A 16,627-nucleotide genomic window follows, 5' to 3' on the forward strand; every position below is an offset into this window, starting at 1 on the left:
AACGCGAAAGACAAGCAACATGACGGACGAAACGAAGGGTATGTGGCTGGGGCTGGTCGGGGTGGCGGTGTTCAGCCTGACCTTGCCGTTTACCCGGATGGCGGTGGCGGAGCTGAATCCGGTGTTTGTCGCATTCGGCCGGGCGGTGGTGGCTGCGCTGTGTTCGATCATATTGTTGTGGAAACTGAAGGCGCCGTTGCCGACCGCCGCCCAGTGGAAAGCCCTGGCGCTGACTGCGTTGGGCGTGGTGGTCGGCTTTCCCTTGTTTTCATCGGTGGCGATGCGTTATGTGCCGGCGGCACACGGCGCCATCGTGCTCGGCATCCTGCCGCTGGCGACGGCCATGTTCGGCGCCTTGCGATTTGGCGAACGGCCCTCTGCTGGATTCTGGATTGCTGCCGTGATCGGCAGCATTATTGTCATTGTTTTCGCCCTAAGCCAGGGGGGCGGCGGTTTGCAACCTGCAGATCTGGCATTGCTGGCGGCAGTGGTGGCCGCTGCCATGGGCTACGCGGAAGGTGGTCGTTTATCGCAAACCATGGGTGGGCAGCAGGTGATCTGTTGGGCGCTGGTGCTGGCATTGCCTATTTTGCTGCCGATAACTATCTTGCTGGGCTGGCAATATGGCGTCAGCGCTTCGCCCAAGGCTTGGCTGGGTTTTGCCTATGTGTCGCTGTTTTCGATGTTTATCGGCTTTTTCTTTTGGTACAAGGGCCTGGCGCTGGGCGGCATTGCGCGGGTTGGCCAAGTGCAACTATTGCAACCGTTCCTGACGTTGCTGGGAGCCGCATTGATACTGGGCGAGACATTGGATAGCAGCAACATGCTGTTTGCGCTGGCAGTGCTGGTGGTAGTGGCGCTTGGCCGCAAGATGGCGGTGCGGCGGCAAACGGCATAGCAAAATACAAAGTCAGGCATTCGCAAAGTTGGCGGTAGGTGAGATAATCATATATTGGCCGGGATCGAACCGGCCGTATCCCATTTATCCCGTCATTGCTGCTAGCGCCAAAAGCGTCGGCAAATGATCCCCCTTTTTCGGAGTGTCAGATGTCTGTATATGAAAAGTTGCAAGCCCTGAATATCACATTGCCAGCTGTAGTTACACCTGCGGCCGCTTATGTGATGTACGCCCAAAGCGGCAACACGGTTTACCTGTCAGGTCATTTACCTAAGAAAGACGGCAAGATCTGGGTCGGCCAACTGGGCAAAGACACGACTACCGAAGAAGCCAAATTGGCGGCACGCAGCATTGCGATTGATCTGATCGCTACCTTGCAAGCAGCTTGCGGCGGCGATCTGAAACGCGTCAAACGCATCGTCAAGCTGATGAGCCTGGTCAATTCAACGCCTGATTTCACGGAACAGCACCTGGTTACCAACGGTGCCTCCGAATTGATCGGCGAAGTATTTGGCGAACAGGGCAAGCATGCCCGTTCCGCATTTGGTGTGGCACAGCTGCCGTTGGGCGCTTGCGTGGAAATTGAAATGATTGCTGAACTGGAGTAGTCCTCAAAACGCAGTTGCGTAACACTGGTAGCGCTATCCGCTGCCAGCCCAGGAGACGGCAGATCATAAAAATCCACGGGCTGTTGCAATCCGGTTTGAGTGTTAATTTCAGCTCGGCCGGGTAATTGACAACAGTCACTCAGAATAAGATCACTTGAAGAGAATCGTATGAAAATCGAAAACCCAACACCGCTGCAATGGCATTTTTCGCAGCGTGCGCAAAAATTGCAAAGCTCGGCGATCCGTGAAATCCTCAAGATCACCATGCGCCCGGAAATCATTTCCTTCGCCGGCGGCCTGCCGTCGCCGGCCACTTTCCCGGTCGAGCAATTGAAGGTGGCGTTTGACAAAGTGCTGTCGGAACAAGGCAAGGTCGCTTTGCAATACGGCCCTACCGATGGTTACGGTCCGCTGCGCGAATGGGTCGCCAATTCCTTGTCGACCAACGGCGCCAAGATCATGGCGGATCAAGTCATGATGACTTCCGGTTCGCAGCAGGGCCTGGATTTGCTGGGTAAGGTATTGATCGACGAAGGCAGCAAGGTGCTGGTGGAAACGCCTAGTTACCTGGGCGCTCTGCAAGCCTTTTCCCTATACGGCCCTGAGTTCGTCTCGGTGCCTGCCGATGAAGGCGGCCTGATTCCGGAAACAGTGGCGACTCTGGGACAGGGCGCACGCATGTTGTATGCCTTGCCGAATTTCCAGAATCCTACCGGCCGCACCTTGTCGGTAGAACGTCGTCACGCCTTGGTAGATATCTGCGCGCGACTCGGCTTGCCGCTGATCGAAGATGATCCTTACGGCGCACTCAGCTATCGCACCGAACCGTTGCCGAAGATGCTGAGCATGAATCCGGGCGGGGTGATTTACATGGGTTCCTTCTCCAAGATCCTGACACCGGGAATACGCCTGGGTTACGTGGTAGCGCCGCGGCCGCTGATCGAGAAGCTTGAGCAAGCCAAGCAAGCCACCGACCTGCATACCGCGCAACTGACGCAAATGGTGGTGTACCAGACCATCAAGGACGGCTTCCTCGACCAGCATATCCCGACTATCCGCAAGTTGTACTCGGATCAGTGCGACGCCATGCTGGATGCGCTGAAGACCTATTTCCCGGCCGGCACCAGCTGGACCAAGCCGGAAGGCGGCATGTTTATCTGGGTCACCTTGCCGAAGCATATCGACAGCATGAAATTGCTGGACGAGGCAGTGGCGCAGCACGTAGCGTTTGTGCCAGGCGCGCCGTTCTATGGCAATACGCCGGAACAGCATACCTTGCGCCTGAGTTTCGTTACTGTGCCACCGGCCAAGATACGCGAAGGGATCGAGCGGCTGGGTAAGCTGATCGCTTCTAAAATCTGATTCCGTAGGGTGGGCACGCCTTTGTGCCCACGCGTGACCGCGATAACCGGAGTACACACCTGTGCGGCACGGAAATAAGCATGTGCGTGTTGTGAGTTCACGCGTGGGCACAAAGGCGTGCCCACCCTACTTCTTTCTTATTTCAACGCGGTTATTCGTGAGCTCAGTTATAGCAATATGAAAAAGCCGACTTCAAAGTCGGCTTTTTCATTTTCAGGTCTGCGCAGTCAGCGTCGCCGGTTTCAGTTTCGATTCCAGCATTTTCCCTTTACGCGCCCGCTTGCCGATATGCGGCGCCAGTCCCGACGCCGACAGAGCAACCTGTTGCGCCTTGCCGCCACGGCCGATGCCGGTCACCAGCACGCCGCGCTGGCTGATCGGTTGTGCCGCCAGCAGTTTCTCGTTGCTCTCCAGTTCCATCAGGATCACACCGCGGCCGCCATTGCTGAGCGTTTTGCATTCATCCAGGCCGAACACCAGCAAGCGGCCCTTTTCCGACAGGCAGGCGATGGCGCTGGCGCCGCTAGTCAAAGCTTGTGGTGGCAAAGGCAGATCGCCTTCATCCAGCGTGACATACGATTTGCCAGCTTTCACCCGGCTCAGCATATCGCCGATCTTGGCGGTGAAGCCATAGCCGCCCGAGCTAGCCAGCAGCAACATCAAATCGGACGGGCCGGCAAAATAGTGCAGTATGCTGCTGCCGTTAGCCAGGTCGATCAGGGTAGTGATAGGCACGCCGTCGCCGCGTGCGTTAGGCAAGCTAGCCACCGACACGGAGTAGATGCGGCCGTTGGAGCCGAAGGTCAGCAGGTTGTCGACGGTACGGCATTCGAACGCACCGTACAACGCATCACCGGCTTTGAAGCCGAACTGGCTGGCATCATGGCCGTGGCCGGTACGTGCGCGTACCCAGCCCTTTTGAGAAATGATGACAGTCACCGCTTCATCGACGATCCGGGTTTCCACTACGGCTTTTTCTGCTGCTTCGATCAGTGTGCGGCGGGCATCGCCGAACTGTTTCTGGTCGGCTTCGATTTCCTTGATGACCAGGCGTTTCATCGATGCCGGATTGTCGAGTAGATCGACCAGAGTTGCTTTTTCATTGCGCAGTTCAGCCAGTTCCTGCTGGATCTTGATCGATTCCAGGCGCGCCAGCTGGCGCAAGCGGATTTCAAGAATATCTTCGGCCTGGCGGTCGGACAGGTTGAACGCTGTAATCAACGCCGGTTTCGGTTCGTCCGATTCGCGGATGATCTTGATGACCTTGTCGATATTCAGCAAGATCGCTTCGCGGCCTTCCAGGATATGGATACGGTCTTCGATCTTTTGCAGCTTGAATTTGGAGCGGCGGGTAATAGTGGTGAAACGGAAATCGATCCACTCGCGCAAGATCATGCCCAGACCCTTCTGGCGCGGACGGCCATCGCCGCCGATCATCACCAGATTGATCGAGGCGCTGCTTTCCAGCGAGGTATGGGCCAACAGCATGTTGGTGAATTCGGTCTGGTCCAGGTTCTTCGATTTCGGCTCGAACACCAGCCGCACCGGCGCATCGCGCCCCGATTCGTCGCGCACGGTATCGAGTACCGACAAGATGGACGTCTTGAGCGCGAGTTGTTCCGGCGTCAGGGTTTTCTTGCCAAGCTTGATTTTCGGATTGGTCAGCTCTTCGATTTCTTCCAGGATCTTTTGCGAGGAAGCACCAGGCGGCAATTCCGTGACTACGGCCTGCCATTGGCCGCGCGCCAAGTCTTCGATTTTCCAGGTGGCGCGGACCTTGAGGCTGCCGCGTCCGCTTTCGTACATTTCCGAAATTGCGGTGGCAGAAGTAATGATCTGGCCGCCGCCGGGGAAGTCCGGGCCGGGAATGATTTGCATCAATTCGGCATGGCTTAAACCCGGGTTGCGGATCAGGGCAACCGCCGCCTTGGCGACTTCCTGCAAATTGTGCGATGGGATTTCGGTAGCGAGACCAACCGCAATACCGGAAGCGCCGTTCAGCAATACAAAGGGCAGACGCGCCGGCAGCAGCTTCGGTTCTTCGGTGGATCCATCGTAGTTGGGCTGGAAGTCGACTGTGCCCATGTCGATTTCTTCCAGCAGCAATCTGGCGATGGGCGTCAGGCGTGCCTCGGTGTAACGCATCGCCGCTGCTCCGTCGCCGTCGCGCGAACCGAAGTTACCCTGGCCGTCGACCAACGGATAACGCAGCGAGAAATCCTGGGTCATGCGCACCAGGGCGTCATATACCGATTGATCCCCGTGCGGATGCAGCTTACCCAGTACATCGCCGACCACCAGCGCCGATTTGCGCGGCTTGGCGGCGGCGTTCAGGCCGAGTTCGCTCATCGCATACAGGATGCGGCGCTGTACCGGCTTCTGGCCGTCGGAAACGTCGGGCAGGGCGCGTCCCTTGACTACCGAAATGGCGTAGTCAAGGTAGGCGCGTTCAGCGAAGGTGGCAAGGGTTAAGGATTCAGCATCCGGGGTTGGTGCATCTGGTGTAGCAAACAGATCGTTTTGGTCGGTCATGTAGAGTCGGTGCTTATTTTGATATTTATTCGATAAAAGGCGTTGCTGCTGCGGGTATTGCCGCAGCTGGCGAAATTGGCGTTGCGGCTACCGGCGGCATGTCTGCCGGCATGTTGCTGCGACCGGGAATTACCAGGCGGATGCGCTTCAGTCCGGCATTACTGCCGTCAACCTTGCTTTCGGCGGGCTGGTCAAATCCTGGTTTGTACAATTGATAAAATTGCCGCACCAGTTGTACATACATGCGTGTTTCAGGATACGGCGGCACCTTGTTATTGTACTTTTGTACGGCGCCTTCGCCGGCGTTGTAAGAGGCAATCACCAGCTCTTGCTGGGCCGGGTAGAGCTTCAGCAGATCGCGCAAGTAGCGGGCGCCCAGGCGGATATTGGTGCGTGGGTCGGTGAGCTTTTTCTCAACCGGTTTTTTGCTGTCGCCGGTCAAGCCATAGCGCTCGGCTGTGGCCGGCATGATTTGCATCAGGCCGATCGCGCCTTTCGGCGACACGGCGGCGGGATTGAAGCCGGATTCAGCGGCCATCACAGCCTTTAGCAACGCTGGCTCCAGCGCAAATTCTTGCGCTGCCTGGTCCACCAGCGCTTCGTATTTTTTAAGATTCGGATGTTGCGACAGGTAGCGGAACAACGGACTGTTACGCACCTTCGGATCAAGTGGCTTGACACTGCCGGCAGCTAGCTGGGATGAGTCGAAAAAGCCATCGCCGCGCATGAATAATTGATAACGGTTATCCAGTTTTTCGATCGAGAAATGTCCCATCCCATCCGCATCGATATAGCCGAAGATATCCGCGCGCGCGCTGCCGACCGTGGTCAGTAGTGCGAACGTCAGGAGAGTACCTGTGAAAAGTCGGCTCAAATGATGGCGGAGTTGCTTCATTGTTACTTTAAAGGATCGGAGCTGCGGGTAACCGGCAAGCTGAGTTGAGCTATAGAAGCGGTGATGCGTACAACTGCGCAGTATAGCCGCGTAAAACTCCGACCATGATAATACGTTTTGCAGATCCTGATGGCTGGCGCCGGTAAAGGCGCCATAGTTGCCAAAGGAGAATTTTTTAAATATCCGCCTCGGCCTCATTGCCATGCTCTTCGATCCAGGCCCGGCGTGCCGCAGCTTCACCCTTGCCCATCAGCATATTGAAGCGGTTTTCCGACGCTTCCAGGTCGAAATTGCCGAGCAAGACCGGCAGTAACCTGCGGGTATCCGGATTCATCGTGGTTTCCCACAGTTGTTCGGCATTCATTTCGCCCAGGCCTTTGAAGCGGGAGATAGACCAGGCACTATCCTTGACGCCGTCCTTGCGCAATTTATCTTCGATGGCTTCCAGTTCGCCATCGTCCAGGGCGTAAATTTTCTGTGCCGGCTTCTTGCCGCGCGCCGGAGCGTCAACCCGGTATAGCGGCGGCCGGGCGATGCAGATATTGCCGCGGTCGATCAACTGCGGGAAGTGGCGGAAGAACAAGGTCAGCAGCAATACCTGGATGTGTGAGCCGTCGACGTCCGCATCGGACAGGATGCAGATCTTGCCGTAACGCAGGCCGCTGAAATCGATGGTGTCGGTTTTACTGTGAGGATCGACGCCGATGGCAACTGCGATATCGTGGATTTCATTGTTGGCGAACAGTCGGTCGCGCTCGGTTTCCCAGGAGTTCAGCACCTTGCCGCGCAATGGCAGGATCGCCTGGAATTCCTTGTCGCGGCCCATTTTTGCGGAGCCGCCGGCGGAATCGCCCTCGACCAGGAACAGTTCATTGCGGGTGATGTCGCTGGATTCGCAATCAGTCAGTTTGCCAGGCAAGACGGCAACCCCGGAGGATTTCTTCTTTTCGACTTTTTGCGCCGAGCGCAGACGATTCTGGGCCTGCTTGATCACCAGGTCGGCCAGTTTCTTGCCGTATTCAACGTGCTGGTTCAGCCAAAGTTCCAGCGCCGGACGGGTATAGGTGGAGACCAGCCGCACCGCGTCGCGTGAATTCAAGCGTTCCTTGATCTGGCCCTGGAACTGCGGGTCCAGCACCTTGGCGGACAAGACGAAGGAGACGCGTGCAAACACGTCTTCCGGCAATAGCTTGACACCTTTGGGTAGCAGCGAGTGCATTTCAACAAAGCTTTTGACCGCGCCGAACAAGCCTTCGCGCAAGCCGGATTCATGGGTGCCGCCGGCTGAAGTCGGAATCAGGTTCACGTAGGATTCGCGCACAATGGCGCCGTCCTCGGTCCAGGCGACGACCCAGGCCGCACCTTCGCCTTCGGCAAATCCTTCGGCGTCGGCATTGGCGTATTGCTCGCCTTCGAACAGAGGAATCAGCGGATCGGCATTGGAGGATTGCGCCAGCGACTCCATCAGATAGCCGCGCAAGCCTTGGTCGTATTGCCAGGTCTGGCTATCGCCGCTCTTGGCGTTCAACAGGGTGACTTTGACGCCAGGCAGCAGCACCGCCTTGGAGCGCAGCAAACGCTGCAATTCCGGCTGCGAGATGGCTGGCGAGTCGAAGTATTTGGGATTCGGCCAGGCGGTAACGCGGGTACCTGATTTCTTGCTGTCTTCGCGGCTGAGCGGTTGAGATTTCAGCTTTTCAATTACATCGCCGTCGGCAAACACCATGTGATGCATGCCGCCTTCGCGCCAGACCGTGATTTCCAGCCGCGAGGAAAGGGCGTTGGTGACCGAGACGCCGACTCCGTGCAAGCCGCCGGAAAACGAGTAGGCGCCGCCGCTGCCTTTGTCGAACTTGCCGCCGGCATGCAGACGGGTGAATACGATTTCTACCGTCGGTACTTTTTCTTCCGGATGCATGCCGACTGGAATGCCGCGGCCATCATCCTCGACACTGACGCTGCCGTCGGTATTCAGGGTGACCAGGATATTCTTGCAAAATCCGCCGAGAGCTTCGTCCGAGGCGTTGTCAATCACTTCCTGAATGATATGCAGCGGATTTTCGGTGCGGGTGTACATGCCCGGGCGTTGCTTGACCGGCTCCAGGCCCTTCAGTACACGGATCGATGATTCGCTATAGTCAGATTGCGGTGATTTTTTGGTTGCCATTCAGTTGTGATGAGTTAAATGTGAATTGTTGTTGGTTTTTAAACTAATTTGCGACGCTTTTGCAACGCATTGTCAATTGAGGAAGAGATTACTCGTTATTATCCTTGCGCATTCTAATGAAAAAGCGCTTCGCTTGCGCAGGCAAGATGCGGTAAAAGAAATATCAGCCACAGGCGTTCAGGATGAATTTCTTATTTAATCGTGTATTAAGCGTCCATTAAGCGCCTATTTAATTGATGCACAGCAACAAAATGTTGTTGTTTTGCACAGTATATTGATAAAAACAAAAGTTAAATAAAGACACTGTTATCATATTTTCGCTCGCGTTCGAATAGCAGGGGAGGGCATAAAAAAATGAAAAATCATAACGCACCATTCGCCATCAGATTCATCGGGTTTTCCGCGCGTGAAATCAATATTTTCGACGCCACTTTTTCGGTCGAGCAAAACCGCGAGAAACAGTATTACCGCTTGTCCGAAGATAGCCTGCAGGAGCCGGACCTGTATCTGGTGAACGCCGACGACCTGAAAGCCCTGGCGATCCTGGCTGACATGGAACCCAATAATCTGCGGCCAGCGTTGCTGGTCGGCGCACCCCATGTGGAATTGCCGTTTGCCACTGTCGAGCGGCCGATACGCTGGTTGAAACTGTTCAGCGCGCTGGATACCTTGATTGAGCGGCGTTTGATCATGCTGGCAAAGCAAGATTCCGCTGACGGCGCATTGCACAACAGCGTGCCGGAACGTCGGCGGCGCGAGCGTCTGGATCTGGATTTGACCGATCCGCTTGAATATGAGCGCATGCGCAGCAGAGCGCCGCAGAGCGATCGTATCCTGGTGATCGATGAACAATCGACGTTTCGCGATGATTTGTCAGTCGCCATGGCGCACTATGTGGTGCCGGTCGAGTGGGTCGGCACTGCCGAGGCGGCGGCGGAGGTTTACACCCAGCTAAGTATCTCGGTGGTGCTGATCAATCCACAGCTGGAGCAGTTTGATCCCTATGATTTGTGCAGCACTATCAAACAACAGCACGACAACACCAGAGTTGCGGTTATTTTCCTGATCGATAAAGACTTCTCCTACGATCACGTGCGGGCACGGCAGGTTGAATGCGACGGTTTCCTGAGTCGGCATCTGGAGCAGCCGCAGATATTGCTGGCGCTCGGGAAATTCTTGTCGTTGCGTCGTTGAAGCGACGCAACAGCAGCCCTCTAGCAGTAAAACGAACGCAAACAACAACGTCTGCCGCCATCCCGCACCGGCTTCATTCGCCGGTAGTTGCCGCTTATTTACTTAACAGCCGCATGCCGCGTTCCAAGCCATCCATGGTCACCGGAAACATGCGGTTGCTCATCAACTGGCGGATCACTTCTACCGATTGGCGATATTGCCACAATCCTTCCGGTTCGGGATTGAGCCAGATGAACTTGGGGAAAGCCTTGGTGAATCGCTGCAGCCATTCGGCGCCGGCTTCTTCGTTTTTGTACTCGACGGAGCCGCCAGGCTGCAGGATTTCATAAGGGCTCATGGTGGCGTCGCCGACGAAGATCAGTTTGGTGTCCGGCGTGTACTTGCGCAAGATATCCCAGGTCGGGAAGCGCTCGGCATGGCGCCGCTGATTATTTTTCCAGACGTAATCGTAGACGCAATTGTGAAAATAAAAGAACTCCATGTTCTTGAATTCGGTCTTGGCGGCAGAAAACAATTCTTCGGTGCGGGCAATATGGTCGTCCATGGTGCCGCCGACATCCAGCAGCATCAACACCTTGATATTGTTCTTGCGCTCGGGCCGCATCTTGATGTCGAGGTAGCCGGCATTGTTGGCGGTAGCGCGTATGGTGTCGTCCAGCGCCAGCTCTTCCGCCAGGCCTTCACGCGCGAACTTGCGTAATCGCCGAAGGGCAATCTTGATGTTGCGTGTGCCCAGTTCAAGGTCGTCATCGTAATCGCGGTAAGCGCGCGCATCCCAGACTTTGACGGCGGTGCGATTGCCGCCGCTACCGCCAATGCGGATGCCTTCCGGATTGGTGCCGCCATGGCCGAACGGCGAAGTGCCGCCGGTGCCGATCCATTTGCTGCCGCCTTCGTGCCGCTCTTTCTGTTCTTTAAGCAGCTCTTGCAGCCGGTCCATCAGTTTGTCGTAGCCGAATTTCTCCAGCTGGGCCTGTTGTTCCGGCGTCAATTCGCGCTTGATACGCTGCATCAGCCATTCCAGCGGGATCTCGGCGTTTTTCTCGAACACCGTCTGGATGCCCTTGAAGTAACGCCCGAAAGCCTGGTCGAACTTGTCGAAATGGGCCTCGTCCTTGACCAGCGTGGTGCGCGCCAGATAATAAAAATTATCGAGCGTAGGCGTAATGACGTTGCGCTGCAAGGCCTCCAGCAAAATCAGGAATTCCTTAATCGACACCGGGATCTTGGCGTCTTTCAAGGTGAAGAAGAAATCAATCAGCATGGCGTGCTTTGCTTATAACCGTTATCTATCGCATTTATCTATTTTTCCTGGCCATGAATACCAGGCGTTCAAACAGGTGCACATCTTGCTCGTTTTTGAGCAAGGCGCCATGCAGCGGCGGCACCACGGCCTTGGCGTCGCTGCTGTGCAGTGCTTCCGGTGGAATGTCTTCTGCCAGCAACAGCTTGAGCCAGTCCAGCAGTTCCGACGTCGATGGTTTCTTTTTCAATCCCGCCACGTCGCGTACCTGGTAGAAGGTTTCCAGGGCCTGCGCCAGCATGTCTTTTTTCAGGTTCGGGAAATGGACGTTGACGATATCCTGCATGGTCGCCTTGTCCGGAAACTTGATGTAATGGAAGAAGCAGCGCCGCAGGAAAGCGTCCGGCAATTCTTTCTCGTTATTCGAGGTAATGATGACCAGCGGGCGGTGTCTGGCACGCACCATTTCACGTGTTTCATAAACGTAAAATTCCATGCGGTCGAGTTCGCGCAGCAAATCGTTGGGGAACTCAATGTCCGCTTTGTCGATCTCATCAATCAGCAACACCACCTGTTCGTCTGCGTTAAATGCTTGCCACAAGACGCCTTTGACAATGTAGTTGTGAATGTCCTTGACCCTGGCGTCTCCCAGCTGCGAATCCCGCAGGCGCGATACTGCATCGTATTCGTACAAGCCTTGCTGGGCTTTTGTGGTCGATTTGATATGCCATTGCAGCAACGGCATGTTCAGAGCAGCAGCCACTTCTTCCGCCAGCATGGTCTTGCCGGTGCCCGGCTCACCCTTGATCAATAGTGGTCTTTGCAGTGTCAGTGCAGCATTGACGGCTAGTTTCAGGTCGTCGGTGGCGACGTAGCCGGGGGAACTTTCAAAACGTGTCTCTGGTCGCATTGTCGTTAGTGATGGGGAAGCAATTAGGAAATAAGTAAGTCTGAGTATAAACGAGATGGCCGATTGGCTGGCCAAACTCAGAATCAGAAGGGTTGTCTTGATGATCAGACGACCACATCCTCACTGTTATAAAGAATAGCCAATGAAAATTCTGTTTCTCCGCTTGCGGGTAATGTGGCGCCGATTTCGACATGGCGAACGGCACCTGCAAACCGATAGCCGGCAGTACGCTACGCAAGTCGACGCTTTGATGCGCCGCGCCAATCCTTTTTATTCCTGGCAAGAACGCGCTAACTGGATTATCGATATTGTCCAATGGCTGCGCCATGTCCCCACCGTATCTATGCTCGACGACGACGCCAGACTGCGAGTCAAGCAGCAGCGTCTGGCTTTTTTGCTGGAGTGGCTGGATACCAACCGCGACGTCCGCCGGGTAGTGCAGGCCACGTTGCAGAAAACCCTGCGCGAAGCCGCCGGACCCGAGCTTTTTTGCGCCACCGGCTTGCCGAATGAACCGGCATTTTTTAGCGAGCTGACGGAGCACGCCATCAAGCTGGTGCTGCCGAAACCGCCGTTCGAGGCGGACTTGTCATCTTTGTTTACCGCCTTGTTTCCTACCTCGGAAGATGCCGACTGGTTGCTGGCGCTGGATACGCAAAGCGTGGCGAAGATCTGGAAGCTGATCGCCGATGACGGTATCGCACACAGCTATCAGCAGCAGATCGACGAGGCGTTGATCTATCTTGCCGCGATGATTCTGGCGGACGGCATCAGCAAGGCTTTCCGCCAGAAACTGGACCCCAAGATGCCGTTGCAGGCAACCCCGTTCATGGTCTTGCGGCGCGAGCTGGAAACCTATTTGTACGTCACCCCAAGGGATGAGGCCGCCTTGCGCAGCGTGCGTATGCTGATTGCCGTCTGCCAGGCGCAGACCGACAGGATTTACGCCCACCTTGACGAGCATGGCGTGTCGGTCAGCCTGGTCTACCGGGTCGAGCGCATGCGTGCGCAGCTGACGCGGATGGCGTTGCTGACCGATCTGCGCTCGGCGATTTACGGCACGGAGGGTCAGATTGCAGAGTCGAACTCGAGCGCGAGCCCAGAGCCGGGCGCCGGCCAGATCCAGGCTCTGCTCGGGGATTTAATCGCCGCGCATCATCAGCGCTCGTCGGCACGTGGGCTGATACGACGCAGCTTTTCCCTGCTGGCGCGCAAGATGGTAGAGCGCAATGCCGATCATGGCGAGCACTACATTGCACGCGATAACAAGGAATACCGGGCCATGCTCAAGGCCGCAGGTCGCGGCGGCGTCATTACGGCGTTTACCGTGCTCGGAAAATCGCTGCTCTCGTCGGTCGGTGCGGCGCGGTTTTTTGAGGGGATATTCGCTTCCCTGAATTATGCCGCCAGTTTCATGCTCATCTCGGCAGTGGGTGGCGTGCTGGCCACCAAACAGCCGGCGGTGACGGCGCCGGTGCTGGCCTCGAAGATGGGGCAACTGGATACGGTAGAAGGTTTGCGCGCGCTGCTGAATGAAATCGCCTTGCTGCTGCGCTCGCAAGCCGCTGCCGTGTTCGGTAATCTGATGGGTGTGATCCCTGTGATGTTGTTGATTTCCGGCCTCATCCTGCTGACTACCGGCGCCCCCATGATGACGGCGGAGCATGCCAGCGCCAGCTTGCACAGCCTGTCCGTCATCGGCCCGACGCCATTGTTTGCGGCTTTCACCGGCATCCTGCTATGGCTGTCGAGCCTGGTATCGGGTTTTGCCGATAACTGGTTTGCCCTGCGCCGCCTGCGTGAAGCGCTGACGCATCAGCGGCGCCTGGTATTCGTGCTGGGAGCGATGCGGGCCGAGCGCTGGGCCTCCTGTCTGGATCGTAACGTGGCACAGATTGCCGGTAACGTCTCGCTTGGTTTATTGCTGGGCATGACGCCGGTGCTGGCGCAGTTCTTCGGTTTGCCGCTGGATGTGCGCCATGTGACGCTGGCCACGGGTACCCTGACCGCCGCCGCCAGCAGCCTGGGCTGGCAGGTGCTGGCAGCGCCGCAATTCTGGCTGGCGATAGCCGGGATTGTCAGTGTCGGCATGTTGAATGTCGGCGTGTCGTTTGCCTGCGCACTGACCTTGGCCTTGCGCGCACGTAACGTGCCGGCACGCATAAGGCGGCTGGTATTTCGGGCGGTATTGCGCCGCTTCAGCGCCTCACCGCGTTCTTTCCTGTTCCTTGAACGGGCGGTGGTGTCGGTGCCGGAATCATCCTCGCTACAGGCAGATGCTGCCGATACCGTCAGCGGCGAAGCCCCCGAACGCGCCGAGCCCGTGCTGCCGCCGGAGCCATCTCCCGCGCCGCAACGCCGGCCCGGGAGGCGCCATGGATAAGGCCGGATAGCGCCGTCAAAGCCAGTCAACCCCGCCAATCCTCGCAGCAAACGACAGTCAAACGACTGTCGTCGGATTGCCGCGGGCGGCGATTTTGCCATTGGCGGGCGTGGACTGTGCATGTTTCTTGGGGTAAAATTAACCGGTTTTGGTGTGGGGTGGCGGCGGCAGTCGGCGTCGGGCAGGGCTACCTTTTAGTAAATGCGGCAGTAATTCAGCAAAAGGCGCAGCAGTATATGCAGCAAGGTATAGAGAATATATCTGTTGCCTGAGCTGTATTTCTTGCGGTATTTAAGGCAATATTCGCGGCAAGTTCGCAGTAAAAGGGACCACGAAAAACCGTAGTGAGCGGTGCAGGGTCGGCAGGGGACGCGTAGCTGTGCAGGAGTGCAGTGAGCTTCATCGTGCCGGAAGTGCGGCCGCAGCATAGGTTTTGCGTAGTTTCTTAAACCGGTTTCGCTACAAATTACCCAGCTAATATGAAAAAACTAATCGCACTTCTCGCGCTCGCGAGTCTTGCCAACCTGGCCGCAGCTGCGGACGTGGTCGGCAACGCCAAGGCAGCTGAAAACAAGGTATCGATGTGTATCGGTTGCCATGGCATTCCCGGCTATAAAGCTACCTTCCCGGAAGTCTATCAAGTGCCGATGCTTGGTGGCCAGTCGGCGAAATATATTGAGAGCGCGCTAAACGCCTATAAAAAGGGTGACCGCAAGATGCCAACCATGCGTGGTATCGCAGCCAGCCTGTCCGAACAGGACATGGCCGATATTGCAGCATATTATTCGCAGCAGAAATAAGGGATCCACACAATGAAAAAGATTTTTGCTGGCGTGGCGTTTCTACTTTCCACTGGCGCATTTGTGAATGCGCATGCAGCCGGAAATATCGCTGCAGGCGAAGCCGCTGTGAAAAAATATTCCTGCGCATCGTGCCACGGCGCCGATTTCCACACTCCGATCGATCCCAGCTATCCGAAGCTGGCCGGCCAGCCGCAAGATTACCTGCAGCATGCCTTGATTGCCTATCAGCGCGGTAGCGACGGCCCTAACGGCCGCAGCAATGCGATCATGGGCGGCCAGGCCAAGGCCTTGTCGCACCAGGATGTACAGGACATTGCAGCGTACCTGCACAGCCTGCCGACGACTCTGGTTTTGCGCAAGTAGGAATACGCAAATAAGATTACGCAAATAAGTTTGTACAAGTAAACTCTATCCGTCGCCGGATAATGAAAAAAACCACGCAATCGTTATTGCGTGGTTTTTTTTCATCTGCACACGGACAGGCTACACACGTTTCCTGACGCAATCGATGTAGGTAGCGCCATCCGGCGGCAGGCCGCTGCGTTGCGAGTTCCAGATCATCTCGCCCAGGCATTCCATGATGTGATGGTGCGCTTCATGCTCCGATTGCAGGCGCTGCGTCAAAGCGGTGGCCGCGGCGCGGATGCCGGGCGGCTGGTCGATCGAGATCTGCTCGGCGATCGACAGATGCATCGACAAATGCAGGAAGGGATTGGTCTGGCCGTTTTCGACCGAGTAATCGGCGCTCAGCGCGGCTTCGACATCTTTCAGGTCGTCGGCATACTCGGGATGTTGCTGCAACCAGTCGCTGGCGATGGCTTCCAGCGGCGTGAGTATTTCACCGGCCTCATGCTTGCGATAGGTCTCGCAGAAAAAACGTCGTACGTCGTCTTGGGATGGGTTGAACATGATGATTAGCTGATCAGTCTGGCGATGCCGAAAGCGGCGGCGGCGGCGAGGCCGCCGACCATCAGGGTTTGCAGCGCTGAATTGAGCGCGCCGGTGCCGGTCACGCTGCCTTTCAGATAGCCGAAGATAAACAGCGCGAGAAGCGTGACCACGGTGGACGCAGCGAGGGCTTTCGGAATCGAGGTCATCAGCATGTACGGCGCCAGTGGAATCAGGCCGCCAACCAGGTATGAAAGCGCGATGGTCATCGCACTTTTCCTGGCTGCGGCCGGGCGTGGTTCTTCCAGGCCGAGTTCAAAGCGCATCATGAAGTCGCGCCAGGCGATAGGATTGCGTTCCAGCCCGGCCAGCATCGGTTCGCACTCCTGTTTCGTGACCCCGTATTGCGCCATGATGTCGATCACTTCCTTGCGCTCGCGATGCGGCACATTGAGGATCTCCTGCTCTTCACGCTCGCGTTCGGCGTAATAATGCTGGCGCTGGGTGCGTCCGGCCAGGTAGCCGCCCAGACCCATGGCGATCGAACCGGCGGCTATTTCCGCAACGCCGGCGGTGACCACGATGTCGATGCCGACGGCGACGCCGCTGATGCCAGCCGCCAGTGCAAACGGCACGGTCAGGCCGTCGGCCATGCCGATGACGATATCGCGCACAGTGTCGCTGGCTTCGAAATGATGCTCGGTATGCGGATGAGAATGGGAGTGTGAGTGAGGTTGTTGCATA

14 protein-coding genes are annotated in these 16,627 nt (G+C 56.7%); 7 read left to right on the forward strand and 7 right to left on the reverse strand.

Annotated elements, in window-relative coordinates:
• Positions 1 to 19 precede the first annotated feature (19 nt).
• From BM029_RS02750 to BM029_RS02760, 3 genes are all read left to right on the forward strand, one after another.
• Positions 20 to 898, forward strand: a complete 879-nt coding sequence (locus tag BM029_RS02750; RefSeq protein ID WP_092432427.1) for a DMT family transporter — start codon at positions 20 to 22, stop codon at positions 896 to 898.
• A 149-nt stretch (positions 899 to 1,047) separates the two neighbouring features.
• Positions 1,048 to 1,506 carry a RidA family protein gene (locus BM029_RS02755; RefSeq protein WP_092412242.1) on the forward strand — a complete coding sequence of 153 codons (459 nt, stop codon included), beginning with the start codon at positions 1,048 to 1,050 and terminating at the stop codon, positions 1,504 to 1,506.
• A gap of 168 nt (positions 1,507 to 1,674) precedes the next feature.
• Positions 1,675 to 2,868, forward strand: a complete 1,194-nt coding sequence (locus BM029_RS02760) for an aminotransferase-like domain-containing protein (protein WP_092432429.1) — start codon at positions 1,675 to 1,677, stop codon at positions 2,866 to 2,868.
• A 213-nt stretch (positions 2,869 to 3,081) separates the two neighbouring features.
• Here the strand turns inward: BM029_RS02760 and parC are convergent, their stop codons facing one another.
• The 3 genes from parC to BM029_RS02775 all read right to left on the reverse strand — a co-directional run bounded on the left by parC (position 3,082) and on the right by BM029_RS02775 (position 8,462).
• A complete protein-coding gene (gene parC, locus BM029_RS02765) occupies positions 3,082 to 5,400 on the reverse strand; it encodes a DNA topoisomerase IV subunit A (protein WP_092432430.1) in 2,319 nt (772 codons plus the stop codon).
• A gap of 25 nt (positions 5,401 to 5,425) precedes the next feature.
• The gene (locus BM029_RS02770) at positions 5,426 to 6,295 is read right to left on the reverse strand and encodes a lytic transglycosylase domain-containing protein (protein ID WP_092432432.1); all 870 of its coding nucleotides are present in this window, start codon (positions 6,293 to 6,295) and stop codon (positions 5,426 to 5,428) included.
• 175 nt (positions 6,296 to 6,470) lie between these two features.
• Positions 6,471 to 8,462: a DNA topoisomerase IV subunit B gene (locus tag BM029_RS02775; protein ID WP_092432433.1), complete on the reverse strand. Its 1,992-nt coding sequence runs from the start codon at positions 8,460 to 8,462 to the stop codon at positions 6,471 to 6,473.
• Positions 8,463 to 8,816: 354 nt separating this feature from the next.
• Between BM029_RS02775 and BM029_RS02780 the strand changes: the two genes are divergently transcribed.
• On the forward strand, positions 8,817 to 9,656 hold the full coding sequence (locus BM029_RS02780; protein WP_092432435.1) for a response regulator: 840 nt from the start codon (positions 8,817 to 8,819) through the stop codon (positions 9,654 to 9,656).
• Positions 9,657 to 9,750: 94 nt separating this feature from the next.
• On the opposite strand, the gene BM029_RS02785 is transcribed toward BM029_RS02780, so the two are convergent.
• Together BM029_RS02785 and BM029_RS02790 are read right to left on the reverse strand one after the other, a co-directional pair.
• Positions 9,751 to 10,920, reverse strand: a complete 1,170-nt coding sequence (locus BM029_RS02785) for a vWA domain-containing protein (protein WP_092432438.1) — start codon at positions 10,918 to 10,920, stop codon at positions 9,751 to 9,753.
• A gap of 34 nt (positions 10,921 to 10,954) precedes the next feature.
• Positions 10,955 to 11,809, reverse strand: coding sequence for an AAA family ATPase (locus BM029_RS02790; RefSeq protein WP_092432440.1), 855 nt, complete (start codon positions 11,807 to 11,809; stop codon positions 10,955 to 10,957).
• A 142-nt stretch (positions 11,810 to 11,951) separates the two neighbouring features.
• On the opposite strand from BM029_RS02790, the gene BM029_RS02795 reads away from it, so the two are divergent.
• The 3 genes from BM029_RS02795 to BM029_RS02805 all read left to right on the forward strand — a co-directional run bounded on the left by BM029_RS02795 (position 11,952) and on the right by BM029_RS02805 (position 15,358).
• Entirely contained in the window at positions 11,952 to 14,192 is a 2,241-nt protein-coding gene (locus tag BM029_RS02795; RefSeq protein ID WP_092432442.1) for a site-specific recombinase, read from the forward strand.
• 479 nt (positions 14,193 to 14,671) lie between these two features.
• Positions 14,672 to 14,992, forward strand: coding sequence for a c-type cytochrome (locus BM029_RS02800; protein WP_092412222.1), 321 nt, complete (start codon positions 14,672 to 14,674; stop codon positions 14,990 to 14,992).
• Between the two features lie 12 nt (positions 14,993 to 15,004).
• Positions 15,005 to 15,358 carry a c-type cytochrome gene (locus BM029_RS02805; RefSeq protein WP_092432444.1) on the forward strand — a complete coding sequence of 118 codons (354 nt, stop codon included), beginning with the start codon at positions 15,005 to 15,007 and terminating at the stop codon, positions 15,356 to 15,358.
• Positions 15,359 to 15,478: 120 nt separating this feature from the next.
• Here the strand turns inward: BM029_RS02805 and BM029_RS02810 are convergent, their stop codons facing one another.
• Entirely contained in the window at positions 15,479 to 15,904 is a 426-nt protein-coding gene (locus BM029_RS02810; RefSeq protein ID WP_092432446.1) for a DUF1841 family protein, read from the reverse strand.
• A 5-nt stretch (positions 15,905 to 15,909) separates the two neighbouring features.
• Complete coding sequence (locus BM029_RS02815; RefSeq protein WP_092412206.1) at positions 15,910 to 16,626, reverse strand: VIT1/CCC1 transporter family protein; 717 nt, start codon at positions 16,624 to 16,626, stop codon at positions 15,910 to 15,912.
• Position 16,627 lies beyond the last annotated feature (1 nt).

This window comes from Collimonas sp. OK607 (assembly GCF_900111995.1).
Classification (GTDB): Bacteria; Pseudomonadota; Gammaproteobacteria; order Burkholderiales; family Burkholderiaceae_D; genus Collimonas.